Origin of the sequence: Erwinia pyrifoliae DSM 12163 (genome assembly GCF_000026985.1) — a bacterium.
GTDB lineage: Bacteria > Pseudomonadota > Gammaproteobacteria > Enterobacterales > Enterobacteriaceae > Erwinia > Erwinia pyrifoliae.
In genome coordinates, this window is record NC_017390.1 from 207,681 (window position 1) to 228,366 (window position 20,686).

Annotated in this window: 18 protein-coding genes, 5 tRNA genes and 1 other RNA gene; 22 read left to right on the forward strand and 2 right to left on the reverse strand. The window is 54.0% G+C overall.

Features of this window, described 5'->3' with window-relative positions:
* The first annotated feature begins 285 nt into the window (after positions 1 to 285).
* Complete coding sequence (locus EPYR_RS00945) at positions 286 to 678, forward strand: hypothetical protein (RefSeq protein WP_012666561.1); 393 nt, start codon at positions 286 to 288, stop codon at positions 676 to 678.
* Positions 663 to 1,451, forward strand: coding sequence for a hypothetical protein (locus EPYR_RS00950; protein WP_014538438.1), 789 nt, complete (start codon positions 663 to 665; stop codon positions 1,449 to 1,451). The genes EPYR_RS00945 and EPYR_RS00950 overlap by 16 nt, the downstream gene beginning before the upstream one ends.
* Before the next feature lie 55 nt (positions 1,452 to 1,506).
* On the opposite strand, the gene gppA is transcribed toward EPYR_RS00950, so the two are convergent.
* Both gppA and rhlB read right to left on the reverse strand, forming a co-directional pair.
* Complete coding sequence (gppA, locus tag EPYR_RS00955; protein ID WP_012666563.1) at positions 1,507 to 2,991, reverse strand: guanosine-5'-triphosphate,3'-diphosphate diphosphatase; 1,485 nt, start codon at positions 2,989 to 2,991, stop codon at positions 1,507 to 1,509.
* Positions 2,992 to 2,997: 6 nt separating this feature from the next.
* The gene (rhlB, locus tag EPYR_RS00960; protein ID WP_012666564.1) at positions 2,998 to 4,290 is read right to left on the reverse strand and encodes an ATP-dependent RNA helicase RhlB; all 1,293 of its coding nucleotides are present in this window, start codon (positions 4,288 to 4,290) and stop codon (positions 2,998 to 3,000) included.
* A gap of 129 nt (positions 4,291 to 4,419) precedes the next feature.
* Between rhlB and trxA the strand changes: the two genes are divergently transcribed.
* From trxA to EPYR_RS18755, 20 genes are all read left to right on the forward strand, one after another.
* The gene (gene trxA, locus EPYR_RS00965; RefSeq protein ID WP_012666565.1) at positions 4,420 to 4,749 is read left to right on the forward strand and encodes a thioredoxin TrxA; all 330 of its coding nucleotides are present in this window, start codon (positions 4,420 to 4,422) and stop codon (positions 4,747 to 4,749) included.
* A 368-nt stretch (positions 4,750 to 5,117) separates the two neighbouring features.
* A complete protein-coding gene (gene rho, locus EPYR_RS00970; protein ID WP_004154908.1) occupies positions 5,118 to 6,377 on the forward strand; it encodes a transcription termination factor Rho in 1,260 nt (419 codons plus the stop codon).
* Positions 6,378 to 6,668: 291 nt separating this feature from the next.
* A complete protein-coding gene (gene wecA / locus EPYR_RS00975; RefSeq protein ID WP_012666566.1) occupies positions 6,669 to 7,775 on the forward strand; it encodes a UDP-N-acetylglucosamine--undecaprenyl-phosphate N-acetylglucosaminephosphotransferase in 1,107 nt (368 codons plus the stop codon).
* 26 nt (positions 7,776 to 7,801) lie between these two features.
* Positions 7,802 to 8,830 carry an ECA polysaccharide chain length modulation protein gene (gene wzzE, locus EPYR_RS00980; RefSeq protein ID WP_012666567.1) on the forward strand — a complete coding sequence of 343 codons (1,029 nt, stop codon included), beginning with the start codon at positions 7,802 to 7,804 and terminating at the stop codon, positions 8,828 to 8,830.
* A gap of 50 nt (positions 8,831 to 8,880) precedes the next feature.
* Positions 8,881 to 10,002: a non-hydrolyzing UDP-N-acetylglucosamine 2-epimerase gene (gene wecB, locus EPYR_RS00985; protein WP_012666568.1), complete on the forward strand. Its 1,122-nt coding sequence runs from the start codon at positions 8,881 to 8,883 to the stop codon at positions 10,000 to 10,002.
* A gap of 4 nt (positions 10,003 to 10,006) precedes the next feature.
* A complete protein-coding gene (gene wecC, locus EPYR_RS00990; RefSeq protein ID WP_012666569.1) occupies positions 10,007 to 11,269 on the forward strand; it encodes a UDP-N-acetyl-D-mannosamine dehydrogenase in 1,263 nt (420 codons plus the stop codon).
* The gene (gene rfbB, locus EPYR_RS00995) at positions 11,266 to 12,333 is read left to right on the forward strand and encodes a dTDP-glucose 4,6-dehydratase (RefSeq protein WP_012666570.1); all 1,068 of its coding nucleotides are present in this window, start codon (positions 11,266 to 11,268) and stop codon (positions 12,331 to 12,333) included. The genes wecC and rfbB overlap by 4 nt, the downstream gene beginning before the upstream one ends.
* Positions 12,334 to 12,352: 19 nt before the next feature.
* Positions 12,353 to 13,234 (forward strand): glucose-1-phosphate thymidylyltransferase RfbA, encoded by an 882-nt coding sequence (rfbA, locus tag EPYR_RS01000; protein ID WP_012666571.1) that lies wholly within the window; start codon positions 12,353 to 12,355, stop codon positions 13,232 to 13,234.
* Positions 13,212 to 13,913, forward strand: coding sequence for a dTDP-4-amino-4,6-dideoxy-D-galactose acyltransferase (gene rffC, locus EPYR_RS01005; RefSeq protein WP_012666572.1), 702 nt, complete (start codon positions 13,212 to 13,214; stop codon positions 13,911 to 13,913). The genes rfbA and rffC overlap by 23 nt, the downstream gene beginning before the upstream one ends.
* Entirely contained in the window at positions 13,910 to 15,040 is a 1,131-nt protein-coding gene (rffA, locus tag EPYR_RS01010) for a dTDP-4-amino-4,6-dideoxygalactose transaminase (protein WP_012666573.1), read from the forward strand. Before rffC ends, rffA begins: the two co-directional genes overlap by 4 nt.
* Position 15,041: 1 nt before the next feature.
* Entirely contained in the window at positions 15,042 to 16,292 is a 1,251-nt protein-coding gene (wzxE, locus tag EPYR_RS01015; protein WP_012666574.1) for a lipid III flippase WzxE, read from the forward strand.
* A complete protein-coding gene (locus EPYR_RS01020) occupies positions 16,289 to 17,365 on the forward strand; it encodes a TDP-N-acetylfucosamine:lipid II N-acetylfucosaminyltransferase (protein WP_012666575.1) in 1,077 nt (358 codons plus the stop codon). The genes wzxE and EPYR_RS01020 overlap by 4 nt, the downstream gene beginning before the upstream one ends.
* Positions 17,362 to 18,720, forward strand: a complete 1,359-nt coding sequence (gene wzyE / locus EPYR_RS01025; protein WP_012666576.1) for an ECA oligosaccharide polymerase — start codon at positions 17,362 to 17,364, stop codon at positions 18,718 to 18,720. Before EPYR_RS01020 ends, wzyE begins: the two co-directional genes overlap by 4 nt.
* A gap of 12 nt (positions 18,721 to 18,732) precedes the next feature.
* Positions 18,733 to 19,473: a lipopolysaccharide N-acetylmannosaminouronosyltransferase gene (wecG, locus tag EPYR_RS01030; RefSeq protein ID WP_012666577.1), complete on the forward strand. Its 741-nt coding sequence runs from the start codon at positions 18,733 to 18,735 to the stop codon at positions 19,471 to 19,473.
* Positions 19,474 to 19,650: 177 nt separating this feature from the next.
* Positions 19,651 to 19,727 (forward strand) — tRNA-Arg (locus tag EPYR_RS01035).
* Between the two features lie 63 nt (positions 19,728 to 19,790).
* Positions 19,791 to 19,866, forward strand: a tRNA-His gene (locus EPYR_RS01040).
* A 13-nt stretch (positions 19,867 to 19,879) separates the two neighbouring features.
* Positions 19,880 to 19,966, forward strand: a tRNA-Leu gene (locus EPYR_RS01045).
* Positions 19,967 to 19,994: 28 nt separating this feature from the next.
* A tRNA-Pro gene (locus EPYR_RS01050) sits at positions 19,995 to 20,071 on the forward strand.
* 126 nt (positions 20,072 to 20,197) lie between these two features.
* Positions 20,198 to 20,274 (forward strand) — tRNA-Pro (locus EPYR_RS01055).
* A gap of 31 nt (positions 20,275 to 20,305) precedes the next feature.
* A non-coding RNA gene (locus EPYR_RS18755) (RtT sRNA) lies at positions 20,306 to 20,429 on the forward strand.
* The last annotated feature ends 257 nt before the right edge of the window (positions 20,430 to 20,686 follow it).

Consider the following 20,686-nt stretch of genomic DNA (forward strand, 5'->3'; position numbering starts at 1 on the left):
AAAACGTTTAGGGTACGACTGTTACCCACTGCCGTGAGGCTTTAATACGCTAATAGTGCATGTTTTCTGATTGCAAAATCCTTTAGTCTGGCGTAGATTTATTGAACTCTTGACTGCTTTGTTAAGAGTTAATTTGAGACCTACGCATACTCGTAGCCTTATCCCTTTATCGGGATCGCCGTATAAACAGATGGTGTTTGCGGCCTGGTTGAATCGTGGAGGCGCGCTGCTTCTACGATTATTGCCGTTGTAGCTATATACGATGCTCACGGCTAAGGTGGACACATGCAAGACGCGCTGAACTCTAAACGCTCAATACAGACTATTCGTGACTGCACAAGCATTATCGCTACTCATTCGTTTAATGCGAACCTGCTACAGGTGCGCACACTTGACAACGAAGCAGTCCCGCCAGAACAACTGCACTTCATCGTGACCTTTAAGCACGATGTTGAGAATGCTCGCGCCACGGTCAAACCGCTGGCGGAAGCTGTTTTCCTGAATGGTCGCGTCCGCTATATCGTTAAACCCGCAAAACAGTATCCTGAGCTTGAGCGGCATATGCCTATGTTTTCAGAAGTTATTGAAACTTCCATTCGAGAATTTTTGAGCAGCCATGTTAGAATTGTTCGCACCAATATTGCTAATGATTCTGCTAATAAATGGCTCCTACACTAATAGCGTCATCGTTTTTTAACAAAAACATCGGTGAGTTTGCCCATCAAGGGGAGACTCGCTTTGTTCGTTTTGGTTATATGGTTGCCGCCACCTCGCTGTTCAAACTGACTGAGCTGGAGCTTATTGCCCCAGAAGATGACATCCATACTTACATTACGATCGAGCAGGTGGGTGGCACATATGGTAATCAGACTGCGGTAAGTGAAAAAATCCTTGATCTTAAAGACGATGGCATTTCTGAGGCTGAAATCATCGGGCATCTGCTCGCTTCTGAGCTGCTTGATGAAAATGCGAACATTCATGCGGGAAGGATAGCACTGCGGTCATCCTGCTTTGTAGAGGATGGCAACGAGGTATCCTGCAATCAGGTCGCCGGTGTTGGTGTTGAAGAGGCCTTTCAGAAAAAAGGCATTAGCAGCAGGGCTTATCTGTTTCTCCTGAACTGGTTTGAGCACCTGGTTTGTGATGATACGCAAACTATTCCCGGTGCAAAAATTTGGGCTGGAACGTTGATCCGGGCATGTGAAGTGCGCATCTACAATGAGAATGGACATGTTTTTGAAGATGTCCTTGGCGAGTTGGGAAAAGGGCGTAACCGCGGATTTTTGCCCTGGAATAAGGGGATGCTGACGGATGTAAGCACCTGGCAACCAAACGAAGTCCGGCCAACCGCGCAAAAATATATTGTGTTAGTCATCTCACGCGATACAAGCCTCACAGTGGGCTTATTACCCAGCGTAAAAAGGCAGCAATCAGAGCGCGTACTTACTTAGCGTACTGCACGGGCTTTACAGGGGCTGGTACAGCCGCCTGAACCAGGCTGCACATTCACAGAATTATTAACGACCAGTGCACGTAACTCTGCCAGCGTGCTTCCTGTTCCAATAGCTCAGCACGTAACGGATGGGCTTCCAGCCAGCCGGACGGCAGCGTCAAAGTCAGATTATCATCATCGGCCTGCAAACGTACCGCCGGTAACCTGTCATCGCGTCGGCGGCTGGCAAAAATGATCGCCAGGCGCAGCAGGCGAGCCAGGCGTTCGGCAATGCGCGGGAGCAGGGCATTTTGTTGGCTCAGTAACGGCAGGTCGATGTTAGCAACCTGATTTTGTAGCAAGGTGGCCAGCAATTTTTTCTGTGCCGGAGTAAAGCCGGGCAAATCCAGATGGCGAACCAGATAGGCTGCATGCTGCGGTGCCTGACGGAAATCGACGCTCAGCCCAATCTCGTGGATCAGGCAGGCGCTTGCCAGTAATTCGCGGCTGCGCTCGTCCAGCTTCCAGCGCTGGCTGACCTGGCGGGCAAAGCTCTCCGCCAGCTGGCGCACCCGCTCTGCCTGTTCCGCGTCGATAGCAAAACGGCGCTGGACATCATGCAGCGTGCGGCTGCGAATATCGCGATCGACCGGTAGATGCAGCATGCCATACACCAGCCCTTCGCGCAGCGCACCACCCGCCAGCGTCATGCTGCTGATATCCAGTTCGTTAAAAATGGCGATAAGTATCGACAGGCCACTTGGAAAGACCAACGCACGCTCAAGGGTCAACCCCTCAATTTCCAGCTCTTCCAGCTTGCCGCACTCGATTGCACGCTGTTTCAGCTGCTGCAGTTTGCTCAGCGTGATGCGCTCGTCCATGCCTTGCGCCATCATAATTTCCTGCAGCGCCTGCACGGTGCCGGATGCGCCTACGCACATCTGCCAGCCTTGCTCTTTTAGCGAGTCGGCAATCGGACGGATCATCGCGCGAGCCGCCTGCTCGGCCTGTTCGAAATTCGCCCGACCCAGCTGTCTGTCGGTGAAATAGCGCTCCAGCCAGGTGACGCAGCCCATAGACAGGCTAACCAGCGTAGTGGTTTGCGCCCCCTTGCCGGTGACCAGTTCGGTGCTGCCACCGCCGATATCGACCACCAGACGTTTATCCGACCCCCCGGTGGTATGCGCCACGCCCTGATAAATCAGGCGCGCTTCTTCCTCGCCGCTGATCACGTTTACCGGGCAGCCAAGCACCTCTTGCGCTTTAACCAGAAAGCTTCCCGCATTGGGGGCAATGCGCAGGGTAGCCGTCGCCACCACGCGGATATGTTCGGAGGGGATATCCTGCAGCTGTTCAGAAAACAGCCGCAGACACTGCCATCCGCGCTCCATTGACTCGTCGGAAAGGTTATTATCCGCATCGAGTCCGGCAGCAAGACGCACCTTGCGCTTGATGCGGGCGACGGTCTGGATGCTACCAGCCACCTCACGCACCACCAACATGTGAAAGCTGTTCGACCCTAAATCGATCGCAGCATAAAGTGATGATGCGCTCTGCATAACCGCTTAACCTGAACGTTTGCGGTTAGGGCTACGCGGTGCACTGCTGCGGCGGTTATTGTTACCGCCACGACGCGGGCCATTACCTGAACGGTTGCGGGTCAAACGCTTCGGCGGCGGAAGGTCGCCCATCAGCGCATCACTGTTATAACGGCTGACCGGAATGCTGTGCCCGATATACTCTTCGATGGCCGGCAGGTTCAGCGCGTACTCTTCACAGGCAAGACTAATAGAATGACCGTTAGCGCCCGCACGCCCGGTGCGACCAATACGGTGTACGTAATCTTCACGGTCGTCAGGCAAGTCGTAGTTAAAGACGTGGGTCACTGCGGGAATGTGCAGACCGCGTGCGGCCACGTCGGTGGCCACCAGAATATCAACATCACCTTTGGTGAAGTCATCAAGGATGCGCAGGCGCTTTTTCTGCGCGACATCGCCGGTCAGCAGGCCAACACGATGGCCATCAGCAGCCAGATGGCCCCAGATATCTTCGCAACGATGCTTGGTATTGGCGAAGATGATGGTGCGATCCGGCCACTCTTCTTCAATCAGCGTTTGCAGCAAACGCATTTTTTCTTCGTTGGAGGGGTAGAACAGTTCTTCTTTAATACGATGCCCGGTTTTCTGGTCCGGTTCGACTTCAACGTATTCGGCATTGTTCATGTTCTCAAACGCCAGCTCGCGTACGCGGAACGACAGGGTGGCGGAGAACAGCATATTCAGGCGCTGGTTAGCGGCAGGCATGCGACGGAATAACCAGCGAATATCTTTAATGAAGCCGAGGTCAAACATACGGTCAGCTTCGTCGAGTACCACTACCTGGATGGCGCCCAGGTTGACGTGATTTTGTTTAGCGTAATCGATTAAACGGCCCGTTGTTGCGATCAGCACATCGACACCGCTTTCCAGTACTTTTAGCTGTTTATCATAACCGTCTCCGCCATAGGCCAGGCCGATCTTCAGGCCCGATATCTGTGCCAGCGGCTCGGCGTCTGCATGGATCTGTACCGCCAGTTCGCGCGTTGGGGCGAGGATTAGCGCGCGGGGCTGGTTAACCTGACGGCCTTCCGGAGCGGGGTGAGAAAGAAGATGATGGAACGTTGACGTCAGAAACGCCATCGTTTTGCCGGTACCTGTTTGCGCCTGACCTGCTACATCACGCCCGGAGAGCGTAAAAGGTAATGCCAGCGCCTGAATAGGCGTGCAATTATGAAACCCTTTAGTTTCAAGGGCTTCGATCACCTGAGGGTGCAGGGCGAAGTCGGAAAACTTCTGTTCTGTTAAGTGTGTTTTGCTCATAGTGTGGTAGAATATCAGCTTACTATTGCTTTACGAAAGCATATCCGGTGAAATAAAAGCAGTGAAATAAACTCAGCCTGATGGCGCTTAGCGCGACATCAAAGGTAAAGATAATCTCCTGGAGTAAACATGAGCGATAAAATTGTTCACCTGACCGATGACAGCTTTGAAACCGACGTCCTGAAAGCTGATGGGTTAACGCTGGTCGACTTCTGGGCAGAATGGTGCGGCCCGTGCAAAATGATCGCCCCGATCCTTGACGAAGTGGCTGCCGAATATGAAGGCAAACTGACTGTTGCAAAGCTGAACATCGATGAGAACCCGGCAACGGCACCTAAATACGGCATTCGCGGTATTCCAACCCTGCTGCTGTTCAAAAATGGTGAGGTTGCTGCAACTAAAGTTGGCGCACTGTCTAAAGGCCAGCTTAAAGAGTTCCTGAACGCAAATCTGGGCTAATCATGTCCTGCCGGCGCCTTGCGGTTCGAATTTTTCGTTGACCGCTAGACGCCCGGCATTAAGCGTGCTAATTTAAGTCTACTGCACGACGAACTTACCTTTACCTGTAGTTTAAATCTTTAGAATTACTCCTTTGCTGAACAGCGTATCCATCAAAGCCTTACAAATGTTCAGCAATCTGACGGTTAGTACCAACTGATTTCCGGCTTCCTGTTTACCGTCTCCCTCGTTTCAGATCTGCATTTTCCTGCACGCGATCGTCGAGCGGACTTCAGAACCAGGAACCCATATAAACAGGCATGGATCTTTCGCCATACCATTCACGACAAACAGTTCAAGATATACCCCGAGTTTAAGAACCCACCATTATGAATCTTACCGAATTAAAAAATACGCCGGTTTCTGACCTGATAACTCTCGGCGAAAATATGGGGCTGGAAAACCTGGCCCGTATGCGTAAACAGGACATTATTTTCGCCATCCTCAAGCAACATGCTAAAAGCGGCGAAGATATCTTCGGCGATGGCGTGCTGGAAATATTGCAGGATGGATTTGGTTTCCTCCGCTCCGGCGACAGCTCTTACCTCGCTGGCCCCGATGATATCTACGTTTCCCCCAGCCAAATTCGCCGCTTTAACCTTCGCACGGGTGACACCATCTCTGGCAAGATCCGTCCGCCAAAAGAGGGAGAGCGTTACTTTGCGCTGCTGAAGGTTAACGAGGTTAACTATGACAAACCGGAAAATGCGCGCAATAAAATCCTGTTTGAAAACCTAACGCCGCTGCACGCTAACTCACGTCTGCGCATGGAGCGGGGTAACGGTTCTACCGAAGACTTGACCGCACGCGTGCTGGATTTGGCTTCGCCGATTGGTCGCGGTCAGCGTGGCTTGATTGTCGCCCCGCCGAAAGCGGGTAAAACCATGCTGCTGCAAAATATTGCGCAGAGTATTGCTTACAACCATCCTGACTGCGTGCTGATGGTGTTGCTGATTGACGAGCGCCCTGAAGAAGTGACGGAGATGCAGCGTCTGGTCAAAGGGGAAGTTATCGCTTCTACCTTTGATGAACCTGCATCACGTCACGTTCAGGTCGCTGAAATGGTGATCGAGAAGGCTAAGCGCCTGGTCGAGCACAAAAAAGACGTCATCATCCTGCTGGACTCTATCACTCGCCTGGCGCGTGCCTATAACACCGTGGTTCCTGCCTCTGGCAAGGTACTGACCGGTGGTGTGGATGCCAATGCCCTGCACCGTCCAAAGCGTTTCTTTGGCGCTGCACGTAACGTTGAAGAGGGCGGCAGCCTGACCATTATCGCTACCGCGCTGGTGGATACCGGTTCGAAGATGGATGAAGTGATCTACGAAGAATTCAAAGGTACAGGTAATATGGAACTGCATCTGGCGCGTAAAATCGCCGAGAAACGCGTGTTCCCTGCTATCGATTACAATCGCTCCGGTACGCGTAAGGAAGAGTTGCTGACGACGTCGGAAGAGCTGCAAAAAATGTGGATTCTGCGTAAGATCATTCACCCAATGGGCGAAATTGATGCGATGGAGTTCCTGATTAATAAGTTGGCGATGACCAAAACCAACGATGAATTCTTCGATATGATGAAACGTTCATAATTGAGTAAGGTGTGCGCAGCTTAGCGACGAGCCTGTCGTTATTGCCTACAGATTCTGCCAATAAACCGAACAAAAATCGGGTAACGCCACGCTAAGTCGTGGCGTTTTTTGTATTTGCTCTATAGGATCTTCTCAACAAGCACATTTACACCATAATATACGGCACAGGATGGAAGCCGCAGGGAGCATCGATTATGCGTACCCTGGTGAATTAAATCAGAATCAGACGAGTGTATGTGGCATAAATTTTGCCGGTGACATGACGCGATTCTTAGCAGAGAGCTGGTTAATGTGAATTTACTCAATACGAGTACGGAGCTTGCCCTAACTTTTTTATTTTCGTTAGCGTTTCTTTTTTTTGCGCGCAAAGCCGCTAAGAAAATTGGACTGGTGGATAAACCTAACTACCGCAAGCGTCATCAGGGGGCGATTCCGTTAGTCGGCGGTATTTCTGTCTTTGCCGGAAGTTGCTTCGCCTTTGCATTAACGGATTTCTACATTCCTCATATCTGGCTGTACTTAGGCTGTGCGGGCAGTCTGGTCATGGTTGGCGCACTGGATGACCGCTATGACATCAGCGTGAAATTTCGTGCCCTGGTTCAGGCGGCTGTTGCCGTCGTCATGATGATGAAAGCCAAGATTTATCTGCTAAGCCTTGGCTATATCTTCGGCCCCTGGGAGCTGATTGTCGGTCCATTTGGTTACGTCCTGACGCTGTTTGCCGTCTGGGCTGCTATCAATGCGTTCAATATGGTAGATGGAATCGACGGGCTGTTGGGCGGGTTGTCCTGCGTCACGTTCTTTGCCATGGGCATTATTTTACTATTTGACGGCCAGAACAGCCTCGCCATGTGGTGCTTTATCATGATTTCCGCCATCTTTCCCTACATTCTGTTGAATCTCGGCATGCTTGGCCGTCGTTATAAAGTTTTTATGGGTGATGCGGGCAGCACGCTGATTGGCTTTACCATTATTTGGATCCTGCTGGAAACCACTCAAGGGCAGAATCATCCTATCACTCCCGTCACGGCGCTGTGGCTGATTGCCATCCCGCTGATGGATATGGTGGCGATTATGTATCGCCGTCTGAGCAAAGGCATGAGTCCTTTCTCGGCTGACCGTCAACATATTCACCATCTGATCATGCGTGCAGGTTTTACCTCACGCCAGGCGTTTGTGCTGATCACCGCAGCGGCGGCCTTGCTGGCGCTGATTGGCGGGCTTGGGGAGTATCTTTCATTCGTGCCTGAATGGGTAATGTTGGTGCTGTTTTTACTGGCATTTATGCTTTATGGCTACTGCATTAAACGCGCGTGGCGTGTGGCGCGCATGATAAAACGCCTGAAGCGCCGGCTGCGAAATAGCAATAACGGTAATAAACCCTCTGTTGACAGATAGAAGCCTGACCACAAGGAAATTGAAGTATGAATCATCCTGATGCTGGCGATAACGAACTGGATATTCGCGGCCTTTGCTGCGCGCTATGGTGTGGTAAACTTTGGATTATCGCCGGTGGCGTGTTGTTTGCACTGCTGGCCTGGATCTATTCACTGTTGGTTACGCCACAATGGAGTACGATTGCCATCGTCGATCGGCCAACGGTGAATGCGTTATCCGGGTTTTATTCTCAGCAGCAGTTTTTGAAAAATCTCGATATGCCTGCAGGTAATCTGACCGTTGCGCCGCCAACGGTCAATGATGAAGCGTATCAGGAATTCATCATGCAGCTGTTCGCCTGGGACAGCCGGCACGATTTCTGGCTGCATTCCAGCTACTACCAAAAGAGGAAGAGCGGCAATGCGCGTCAAGATGCCGCATTACTGGATAAACTGATAGCCGATATCCAGCTACAGCCCGCCGACAGCGCAAAAAATATCAATGATACCGTTAAGATTGTGGCGGAAACGGCTGCCGATGCGAACACCCTGTTACGTCAATATGTGGCGTTCGCCAATGCACGCGCTACGGCTCATCTTAATCAGGAGTTGAGCGCAGCCTGGGCCGCCCGCCGCATACAGTTAAAAGCGCAGATCAAACGTCAGGAAGAAGTCGCCAAAGCGATTTACGACCGTCAGTTAAACAGCGTCCGACAGGCTTTGAAGCTTGCGCAGCAGCATGGGTTCGAGCAGGCGAAAACACAAACGCCTTCCGAACAGCTGCCAGACTCGGAACTGTTCCTGCTTGGGCGCTCTATGCTGCAGGCGCGGTTGGAAAATTTGCTGGCCGGCGGTCCGTCTTACGATCTGGCGTACTATCAAAACCGGGCGATGATGATGACGCTGAACGTGGGGCCAACGCTGGTGGAATCATTCCAGACCTGGCGTTATTTACGTACCCCGGAAGAACCAGTGAAGCGTGAAAGCCCGCGCCGGGCATTACTCATGATGATGTGGGGCGCAGTGGGCGTTTTGGTGGGCGCTGGCACGGCGTTGATTCGCCGTCCCCGTCGTTAAGTCTGCCACAGACTCGTGCGGTTAAACACATTCGAATAAAGAGAGCCACGGTGAAAGTATTAACGGTTTTTGGCACGCGCCCCGAAGCGATAAAAATGGCACCGCTGGTGCATGCGCTGGCGCAGGAAGACGGAATAGAGTCGCGCTTGTGCGTGACCGCACAGCATAGGGAAATGCTCGATCAGGTGTTGCAACTGTTCGCCATCACGCCGGATTACGATCTTAATATCATGCAGCCGGGTCAGGGATTGACCGAGATTACCAGCCGCATTCTTGCCGGGTTGAAAACGGTATTTGCTGATTTCACCCCGGATGTGGTTCTGGTTCATGGCGATACCACCACCACGCTGGCGGCCAGTCTGGCCGCGTTTTATCATCGCATCCCGGTTGGGCATGTGGAAGCCGGGCTGCGCACCGGCGACCTATGGTCTCCGTGGCCTGAAGAAGCGAACCGCACGTTGACGGGGCGCCTGGCGAGCTATCATTTTGCCCCCACCGCCAGCACACAGCAGAACCTGCTGCGTGAGAATGTCCCTGCTGAACGGATCTTCGTTACCGGCAATACGGTGATTGACGCGCTGTTCTGGGTGCGCGACCGGGTATTAAATGATGATGCGTTAAGAAACAGCCTTGCGGTGCGTTACCCATTCCTCTGTGCTGATAAAAAAATGATTTTGGTCACCGGGCACCGACGCGAAAGCTTTGGCGATGGTTTTGAACGTATTTGCAACGCGCTGGCAGATATTGCACGCCTGCATCCGCAGGCACAGATCGTCTATCCGGTACATCTTAATCCCAACGTGAGTGAGCCGGTCAATCGCATTCTGCACGGGATTGATAACGTCATTCTTATCGAACCGCAGGAATACCTGCCGTTTGTCTGGTTGATGAACCGCGCCTGGCTGATCCTGACTGATTCGGGCGGCATTCAGGAGGAAGCGCCCTCGTTGGGCAAACCGGTGCTGGTGATGCGCGACACCACCGAGCGCCCCGAAGCGGTTACTGCCGGCACGGTGCGCCTGGTTGGCACGGACGGCGCGAAAATCGTTAGTGAAGTCACCCGTTTGCTGACCGATGATGAAGCCTGGCAATCCATGAGCCGCGCGCATAATCCCTACGGTGACGGGCTGGCCTGCCAGCGTATTGTGCAGGCGCTAAAAAAAATTGGATAACATGATGATCTTCAAAACCATTTCAGTCATCGGACTGGGCTACATTGGTCTGCCCACCGCCGCCGCCTTTGCATCATGTCAAAGGCAGGTTATGGGTATTGATATCAATGCACATGCGGTTGCCACCATCAATCGCGGAGAGGTGCATTTCACCGAGCCGGACCTGGATCGCGTGGTGAAAACGGCGGTAGAGGGCGGGTTTTTACGTGCTGCAACCCAGCCGCAGCCTGCTGATGCCTTTCTGATTGCCGTTCCTACGCCGTTCAGAGGCAATCACCAGCCGGATATGACTTATGTGCAGGCGGCAGCCGAGTCTGTTGCTACGGTGCTGAAAAAGGGCGATCTGGTGATCCTTGAGTCGACCTCGCCGGTGGGTTCCACCGAGCAAATGGCGCAATGGCTGGCGGCCGCCCGGCCGGATTTAACTTTCCCGCAGCAGGCGGGCGAAGCTGCTGATATCCAGGTGGCTTACTGCCCGGAACGCGTCCTGCCGGGGCGGGTGATGGCCGAACTGTGCAAAAACGATCGGGTGATTGGCGGTATGACCGCCACCTGTTCGCAGCGGGCCAGTGACCTCTACAAGCTGTTCGTGGAAGGCGAGTGTGTGGTGACCAACTCGCGTACTGCGGAGATGTGTAAACTGACGGAAAACAGCTTCCGCGATGTGAATATTGCTTTCGCCAACGAGCTGTCGCTGATTTGTACTCAGCAGGGGATCAACGTCTGGGAATTAATCCGCCTGGCAAACCGTCATCCACGCGTCAATATCCTGCAACCCGGGCCTGGCGTTGGCGGTCACTGCATTGCCGTCGATCCGTGGTTTATCGTGGCACAGAACCCTGAGCTGGCGCGCCTGATCCGCACCGCGCGTGAAGTGAATGACGGCAAACCGCACTGGGTGCTGGAGCAGGTGCAAAAGCAGGTTGCCGATTGCCTGATGGCCAGTAATCGCCGTGCCAGCGAGCTGAAAATTGCCTGCCTTGGCCTGGCGTTTAAGCCCGATATTGACGATTTGCGTGAAAGCCCGGCGGTACAGGTGACCAGTATGATCGCCGCCTGGCATCAGGGTACCACGCTGGTGGTCGAGCCGAACGTGCAGCAACTTCCTGCTTCATTACAGGAAAAGGTCACGCTGGTCACTTTGGATGAAGCGCTGCAGCAGGCTGATGTGCTGGTGATGCTGGTCGATCACCGCCAGTTTAAGGCAATCGACCCGGCCACGCTTAATCAGCCGTGGATTGTTGATACCAAAGGGGTGTGGAAATGAGGCGTATTTTGGTTACCGGTGGAGCCGGTTTTATTGGTTCTGCCGTTGTTCGTCACATCCTGTCTTCCACGCCGGATCGGGTTCTGGTGCTGGATAAACTCAGCTATGCAGGCAATCTGGCCTCTTTGGCTCCGGTTGCGGAAAATCCGCGTTTTGCCTTCAGCAAAGTGGATATCTGCGACCGCGCCGCGCTGGATGGTGCGATCGCCGCTTTTCAGCCGCAGCTGATTATGCATCTTGCGGCAGAAAGCCACGTTGACCGCTCCATTGACGGCCCGCTGGCGTTTGTTGAGACGAATATTGTCGGCACCTATATGATGCTGGAAGCAGCCAGACATTATTGGACGTCATTGCCTGCCCCAGAGAGATCGGCTTTCATTTTTCACCATATCTCTACCGATGAAGTGTTTGGCGATCTGGAAAACGATACTGATTTCTTCACCGAAACCACGCCTTATGCTCCCAGCAGCCCCTATTCTGCGACGAAAGCGAGTAGCGATCACTTAGTTCGCGCCTGGCATCGTACCTATGGGCTGCCGGTGATTGTGACCAACTGCTCCAACAACTACGGCCCGTACCATTTCCCGGAAAAACTGATCCCTCTGATGATTATCAATGCGTTAGCGGGTAAGCCGCTGCCGGTTTATGGTGATGGCGGGCAGATTCGCGACTGGCTGTATGTTGACGATCATGCGCGTGCGCTTTATCAAGTTGTCACGGCGGGCAAAGTGGGAGAAACCTATAATATCGGCGGACACAGCGAACGGCGTAATATCGACGTCGTTGAAACACTTTGCGCATTGCTTGAAGAGCTGGCACCTGAAAAACCGGCCGGACTGGGTCATTATCGCGACCTGATCACCCGGGTTGCCGACAGGCCTGGCCACGATCGACGCTATGCCATTGACGCCGGGAAAATTGAGCGTGAGCTGGGCTGGCGTCCACAGGAAACCTTTGAAAGCGGCATGCGTAAAACCGTGAGCTGGTTTATTAATAATCCGGCCTGGTGGCAACGCGTGTTGGACGGCAGCTACCGGGGTGAACGTCTGGGGTTGTCTTTATGACCATGAAGAGAGGTAAACGATGAAAGGCATCGTTCTGGCCGGCGGCTCTGGCACGCGCCTGCACCCCATTACCCGAGGGCTGTCCAAACAGCTGCTGCCCGTCTATGACAAACCGATGATCTATTATCCGTTGTCGGTGCTGATGCTGGCGGGTATTCGCGACGTTCTCATTATCACCACCCCGGAAGACAAACCGCATTACCAGCGTTTGCTCGGTGAAGGAGATGAGTTCGGCATCCGGCTAACTTATGCCGAGCAGGCTAGCCCCGATGGTCTGGCGCAGGCGTTTATCATTGGCGAGGCGTTTATTGGCGGCGACAGCTGCTGCCTGGTGCTGGGCGATAATATCTTTTTTGGCCAGGGGTTCAGCCCAAAACTGAAGCAGGCGGTGGAAAATCCCTCTGGCGCAACCGTATTCGGCTACCAGGTGATGGATCCGGAACGTTTTGGCGTTGTGGAGTTCGACGACAACTTCCGCGCTCTGTCGCTGGAAGAAAAACCCAGCCAGCCGAAGTCGCGCTGGGCGGTGACCGGCCTCTATTTCTATGACAATCGTGTGGTGGAGTTCGCTAAGCAGGTGCGCCCATCGGTACGGGGTGAGCTGGAAATTACCTCGATCAATCAGATGTACCTGGAGCGCGGCGAACTTAACGTGCAGCTACTGGGACGGGGCTTTGCCTGGCTTGACACCGGTACCCATGACAGCCTGATTGAAGCCAGTACCTTTGTACAGACGGTGGAAAAACGCCAGGGATTCAAGATTGCCTGCCTGGAAGAGATCGGCTGGCGTAACGGCTGGCTGTCGGACGACGAGGTGCGCCGCTCTGCTGCTGCGCTGACAAAAACCGGCTACGGCCAGTACTTATCCGATCTGCTGCATGTCCGTCCTCGCCAGTATTAAGCCCCTGGAGTGGGAGAGCGCCTTTTTTGGCCGCCGTTGTGCATTACTGGAGCTGACAGGTGACAGCGTGCTGGATGCGGCACGGCTGAATGACTGGGATCTGGTGCAGGTTAAAGTGATGGCGCAGCAGAGCGCCGAGCTGGACGCGCTGAGCGCGCTCGGATTCCGGCTGGTAGAGGGTGAAGCAGAATGTGTTTCAGGCATTTCTGCCGGGGAACGCCCGGCAGGTATTCGTATTGCCCGCACAGAACATATACCGCTGCTTCGCCGCGCGGCAGAAGACGCGTTCACCTATAGCCGCTTTCGCACCCCCTGGTTTGCTGCTGGCGACAGCGGGCGCTTCTACGCGCAGTGGATAGAGAATGCCGTGCGCGGCACTTTTGACCACCAGTGCCTGCTGGCGGTGGACGAAACGGGCGCGACACAAGGTTTTGTCTCGCTGCGTGAACTGCCGGAGGGTACGGGGCGCATTGGCCTGCTGGCCGTATTGCCAGAGTATCAGGGGCTGGGCATCGGCCAGCGGCTAATGGATGCCGCAAACGACTGGTGTCGTGCTCGTCGTCTCACGCGACTTCACGTTGCGACACAGTTGGGTAACTTGTCCGCGCTGCGCCTCTATCTGCGCTGCGGGGGCGTCTTTGAGCGTACTGCCTATTGGCTATACAGGGAAATGACATGATCCCGTTTAACGCCCCACCGGTGGTGGGCACTGAAATTGAATACATGCGCTCGGCAATGAGCAGTGGAAAACTGTGCGGTGATGGTGGCTTTACCCACCGCTGCCAGCAGTGGATGGAGCAGCATTTCGGCAGCCGTAAAGTGTTGCTGACCCCATCCTGTACCGCTTCGCTGGAAATGGCGGCGATCCTGCTGGATATTCAGCCCGGTGATGAAGTGATCATGCCGAGCTATACCTTCGTATCGACCGCTAATGCGTTTGTACTGCGTGGTGCCACCATCGTGTTTGTCGATGTACGCCCGGATACGATGAATATCGATGAAAACCTGATTGAAGCGGCCATCACTGCAAAAACCAAAGCGATTGTCCCGGTGCATTATGCTGGCGTGGCCTGTGAGATGGACACCATTATGGCGCTGGCGAAAAAGCATCGGCTGTGGGTGGTTGAGGACGCCGCTCAGGGCGTGATGTCAACCTATAAAGGTCGGGCGCTCGGCACTATTGGTCATATTGGCTGCTTCAGTTTCCATGAAACGAAAAACTATACCGCCGGTGGGGAAGGGGGGGCGACGCTTGTCAATGAGGTGACGCTGATCGAACGGGCGGAGGTCATCCGCGAGAAAGGCACCAACCGCAGCCAGTTCTTCCGTGGCCAGGTGGATAAGTATACCTGGCGTGATATCGGATCCAGCTACCTGATGGCCGATTTGCAGGCCGCTTATCTGTGGGCGCAGCTGGAAGTGGCGGAAGCGGTTAACCAGCAGAGGCTGCGGCTGTGGCAAAATTACCATGATGCACTGCAACCCATTGCCGCACGAGGGCGTATCACGCTTCCCGCCCTACCTGCTGGTTGCGAGCATAATGCCCATATGTTCTGGCTGAAACTGCGCGATGGCTGCGATCGCAGCGCGCTGATTGCCTGGCTGAAAGAAGCGGAGATCCTTGCCGTGTTTCACTATATTCCGCTGCATTCTTCTCCGGCTGGCCAGCGTTTTGGCCGCCTCTGTGGCGAGGATCGCTACACGCAGCAGGAGAGCGACCGTCTGTTACGGCTGCCGCTGTTTTATAACCTTTCTGACAGTCAGCAGAAAACGGTGATTAGCGCCTTGTTGAGTTATTTCTCCTGATATGTCACTGGCCAAAGCGTCAATGTGGACGGCGGCTTCCACGCTGGTGAAAATTGTTGCCGGACTGCTGGTGGTGAAGATGCTGGCGGTCTCTTACGGACCGGCCGGAGTTGGACAGGCGGGAAATTTCCGTCAGCTGATCACCGTGCTGGGGGTACTGGCCGGAGCCGGCATCTTCAACGGCGTCACTAAATATGTGGCGCAGTATCAGCAGCAGCCCAGGCAGCTGCGGGCGGTTGTCGGTACTGCATCGTCAATGGTGCTGGGGTTTTCGCTGCTTCTGGCGCTGGTATTTCTGCTGTTTGCTGCGCCAATCAGCCGGGCGCTGTTCGGCCACGATGATTATCAGCAGGTCATCCGCATCGTTGCGTTTCTGCAAATGGGCATCGCCTGGGCCAATCTGGCGCTGGCGCTGATGAAGGGCTTTCGCGATGCTGCCGGTAACGCCCTGGCGCTGATTATTGGCAGCCTGAGCGGCGTTGCCGCCTGGTTTGTCTGCTACTGGCTGGGCGGCTACAGCGGTGCGCTGGTCGGGCTGGCTATGGTGCCCGCGCTGGTGGTGGTGCCTGCTTTTGTCTTACTGGCGCGGCGCGATCGCCTGCCCATGAACTACCTGTTACCCGGCTGGCAGCCGGAGTGTGTTCGCAGCCTGGGTAAATTCACCCTGATGGCGCTTATCACCGCCGTCACGTTACCGGTGGCCTGGATGATGATGCGCAACCTGCTGGCGCAGCACGCAGGCTGGCAACAGGTGGGATTGTGGCAGGGGGTAAGCAGCATCTCTGATGCTTACCTGCAGTTTATTACCGCTTCATTCAGCGTCTGGCTGCTGCCAACGCTGGCGCGGCTGCAACATAAAGCGGATATCACGCGGGAAATCCTTAAGGCCCTGCGCTTCGTGTTACCGGTAGTGGCCGCTGCGAGCTTTGCCGTCTGGCTGCTGCGCGATTTCGCTATCTGGCTGCTGTTCTCCAGCGAGTTTCACGCCATGCGCGATCTGTTTATCTGGCAGCTGATCGGCGATGTGCTGAAAGTCGGCTGTTACGTTTTTGGTTATCTGGTGATCGCCAAAGCTTCACTGCGTTTTTATCTGCTGACGGAAGTAAGCCAGTTTGCCCTGCTTAGCGGGTTTTCCCGCTGGCTGATCCCGCTGCATGGCGCAGCCGGTGCGGCTCAGGCCTATATGGCGACCTATATGGCTTATTTTGCACTCTGTGCCGGCGTTTTTATTATTTACCGTAGAAGAGTATGACCACAGTAATTCACCTTTTAGGCTCAGATATCCCGCATCATAACCAGACGGTGCTGGGTTTCTTCAACCGGACCTTATATGACGAGGTGCCGACGGCGGCGGCGCGTCAGTTCTGGCTGGTCAGTGGGCAGTCAGAACACATAAATCAGTTTCCCCGGCTGAATATCCGCGTCTTTGCGGATAAAGCAGCGCTGGCCAGCGCGGTGATTAACGCCGGTTGCCAGCAGCGCGAGCTACGCTTTTTCTGCCACGGTCAGTTCAATCTGCGCCTGTGGCTGGCTCTGCTGTCTGGCAAACTCCGGCGCAACCAGGTTTACTGGCATATCTGGGGGGCCGATCTGTATGAAGATGCGGCCGGGCTGAAATTTCGCTTGTTTTACCTGATGCGTCGGCTGGCGCAAAAACGCGTGGCGCATGTGTTCGCCACGCGCGGCGATATCAACCGTTTTCACCAGCGCAATCCGCAGATCCCGGCATCGCTGCTCTATTTTCCTACCCGTCTGGCACAGCATGTCGCGGCCAGCGAGCAGCCTTCGGTGCCGTTGACCATTCTGCTTGGCAATTCGGGGGATGCCAGCAATCGCCATATTGAGGGCCTGCAGGAGATTCATCAGCAGTTTGGCTTGGGGGTTAAGGTGGTCGTACCGCTCGGATATCCGCTGAACAACGAAACCTACATCCAGCGCGTGCGTGAAGCCGCTGACGATTTGTTTGCCCCCGGAACCGTGCAGTTGATCACGGATAAGCTGGCGTTCAGTGACTATCTGCAGCTGCTCAGTCACTGCCATTTGGGCTACTTCATGTTTCAACGTCAGCAGGGGATCGGCACGCTCTGCCTGCTGATGCAGGCGAATGTGCCTTTTGTACTGAGCCGCAAAAACCCGTTCTGGCAGGATTTGGTCGAACAGCAGGTGCCGGTGCTGTTCACCAGCGACAGTCTGGACGAAGCCACGATAGGCGAGGCCCGCCGTCAGATGCAGCTGCTGGATAAAAGACACATCGCCTTTTTCGAACCGGGTTATCTGGCGGGCTGGCGGCAGGCATTGCGTCTGGCAGAAGGAGATAACCCATGACGTTGTTACCGTTCTCCGGCCTGCTGCTGGTCTGGCTGATGTGCTGCGGTTTTATCCTCACGCTGACCTGGCGTGAGTTCCGCCGCGTGCGCTTTAACTTTAACGTGTTCTTCTCAATGCTGTTTTTGCTGACGTTTTTCTTCGGCTTTCCGCTGACGTGCCTGCTGGTGTTTGTTTTTGATGTTGAGGTAGTGCCAGCGGAGTATCTGCTACAGGCGCTGCTGTCGGCAGGCTGTTTTTATGCCATCTATTACGTCACCTACAAAACCCGTCTGCGTGCACGCCATCGACCTCCGTCACGTCCGGCATTTACCATTAACCGCATTGAGGCGCACCTGAGCTGGATGATCATGGCGCTGGTGGCATCAGGCACCCTCAGTGTGTTCTTCCTGCATAATGGCTTCCTGCTGTTTAAACTGCACAGTTATAGTCAGATCTTCTCTGCTGACGTCTCCGGCGTGGCGCTGAAGCGTTTTTTCTATTTCTTTATTCCGGCCATGCTGGTTGTCTATTTTCTCAAGCAGGATGTGCGCAGCTGGCTGTTGTTCCTCGGCGGCACCCTGGCGTTTGGCCTGCTGACCTATACCATCGTTGGTGGTACGCGCGCTAACATCATTATTGCTTTCGCCCTGTTTCTGTTTATTGGCATCATTCGTGGCTGGATAACGCTGTGGATGTTGGCTTTAGCGGGTGCAGGCGCGATTGTCGCGATGTTCTGGCTGGCGCTGAAGCGCTATAACCTTGACGTCAGCGGTTCGCAGGCATTTTATACCTTCCTCTATCTGACGCGCGATACCTTCTCGCCGTGGGAAAACCTTGGCCTGCTGCTGCAAAACTACGACAAAATAGATTTCCAGGGGCTGGCGCCAGTCTGGCGTGATTTCTATGTGTTTATCCCAGGCTGGCTGTGGCATGAAAGACCTTCTGTGGTCCTCAACAGCGCCAACTATTTCACCTGGGAAGTGTTGGATAATCATTCTGGCCTGGCCATTTCGCCCACGCTGATCGGCTCGCTGGTGGTGATGGGCGGCGCGCTGTTTATTCTGCCGGGCGCTGTCGCTGTTGGACTGATTATCAAATGGTTCGACTGGCTGTATGAAAAAGGCCGTCAGGAACAGAACCGTTACAAAGCGGCTATCCTGCAGAGTTTTTGCTTCGGTGCGGTATTTAATATGATCGTGCTGGCGCGTGAGGGATTAGATGCGTTTGCTTCTCGCGTGGTCTTTTTCTGCCTTATCTTTGCCGCCTGTGTGCTGATGGCGAAACTGCTTTACTGGTTGCTCGATAGTGCCGGACTGGTGCGTGCACGCACCATGCCCAGTCCCCTTTCGACCCAGTCGTCAACATTGTCTTAAAGGGAACGATTCATGAGTGCCTCCGTCACCGTGCCAAAGTATCAGATACGTGGTTTAACCCTGTCAGGCTTTGCCGATATGGCGCAGTTTGTCGATTACCTCAATCAGCCGGGAGAGCTGAAAAAAGGCACGCTGGTGGCCATCAATGCTGAGAAAGTGTTGACTGCTGAAGCCGATCCTGAGGTTTATCAACTGCTGAATGAGGCAGAATACAAATATGCCGACGGCATCAGCATCGTGCGTTCCATCCGTAAAAAGTATCCACAGGCTAAGGTGTCACGTATTGCCGGTGCCGATTTGTGGGAGGCTCTGATGGAGCGTGCCGGACGTGAAGGCACGCCGGTGTTTCTGGTGGGAGGCCAGCCAGAGATCCTCGCGCAGACGGCCGATAAGCTTTGTAAACAGTGGAATGTCAATATTGTCGGTTCACAGGATGGTTTTTTCACACCTGGGGAACGCGAGGCGCTGTTTGTGCGCATCAAAGCCAGCGGTGCCAGGCTTATCACTGTTGCTATGGGGTCTCCGCGTCAGGAGATACTGATGAAAGCCTGCAGGGCTGTTTATCCGGATGCGCTGTATATGGGCGTGGGTGGCACCTATGATGTGTTCACCGGGCAGGTGAAGCGTGCGCCCAGGATTTGGCAAAATATGGGGCTGGAATGGCTTTATCGCCTGATTTTGCAGCCTTCACGTCTCAAACGTCAGTTTAGTTTGCTGAAATATCTCAACTACCACTGGCGTGGAGACCTTTGAGCGGTCGTATATTTGTTCACTCACATGCGTATAAGCTCTGTTTTCGCAGCAGAATGCACAAAAACGCTGCGAGTTTAGGCGGAATGCACAAAGCGTAAGCAAACGCGTTTTTTTGTGAAAAAAGCACTGGACAGGTAAGGCTCTCATCCGTAGTATGCACATCCGCAACGGCGCTACGCGCCCGTAGCTCAGCTGGATAGAGCGCTGCCCTCCGGAGGCAGAGGTCTCAGGTTCGAATCCTGTCGGGCGCGCCATGAACTTTGTGCGCAAGAGCTGCGGTGGTAACATTTACCGCGTTAGTAAGAAGTGAAGTTGTGGTGGCTATAGCTCAGTTGGTAGAGCCCTGGATTGTGATTCCAGTTGTCGTGGGTTCGAGTCCCATTAGCCACCCCAGATTTTGTTGTATGCGAAGGTGGCGGAATTGGTAGACGCGCTAGCTTCAGGTGTTAGTGTCTTAACGGACGTGAGGGTTCAAGTCCCTCTCTTCGCACCACAAAATCGTCAGCAGTCAATGCAGTTTTCGGCGAGTAGCGCAGCTTGGTAGCGCAACTGGTTTGGGACCAGTGGGTCGGAGGTTCAAATCCTCTCTCGCCGACCAATTTTAACAACCTGCTGGTAAAGCGGGTTGTGTATTAGGCTTAAAAAATCTGCTGTTGCGGGTTTTTTTGCTTAAAACCTTCGGGTTTTCGCAAAAAAAGAAAAGTAGTGGCAATAAAGAAGTATTCGGCGAGTAGCGCAGCTTGGTAGCGCAACTGGTTTGGGACCAGTGGGTCGGAGGTTCAAATCCTCTCTCGCCGACCAATTTAGAAACCTGCTTGAAAAAGCAGGTTTTTTTTCGCCTGAAGCCAACAGGATGAGAACCTCCGAAGGAGGCTTGAGCCGAGCGAAGCGAGACAACGTTGCTTTAGCAACGGCCCGAAGGGCGGCTCAACGAGCCGTAATCCTACTCGCTACCAATTTAGAAACCTGCTTGAAAAAGCAGGTTTTTTTTCGCCTGAAGCCAACAGGATGAGAACCTCCGTAGGAGGTTTGAGCCGGGCGAAGCGAGACAACGTTGCTTTAGCCAGAAACGAAAAAAAGGCAGGGTGGTTAATCCCTGATGGCAGTCAGGCTTAACTGACTGCCATCAGGCGCATAAGGTCGGTTGTTTATAACAGCATAAGCCTTGGCTATCTGCGATACGATTATGGGCATAAAAAAGCCGGGCAGCGCG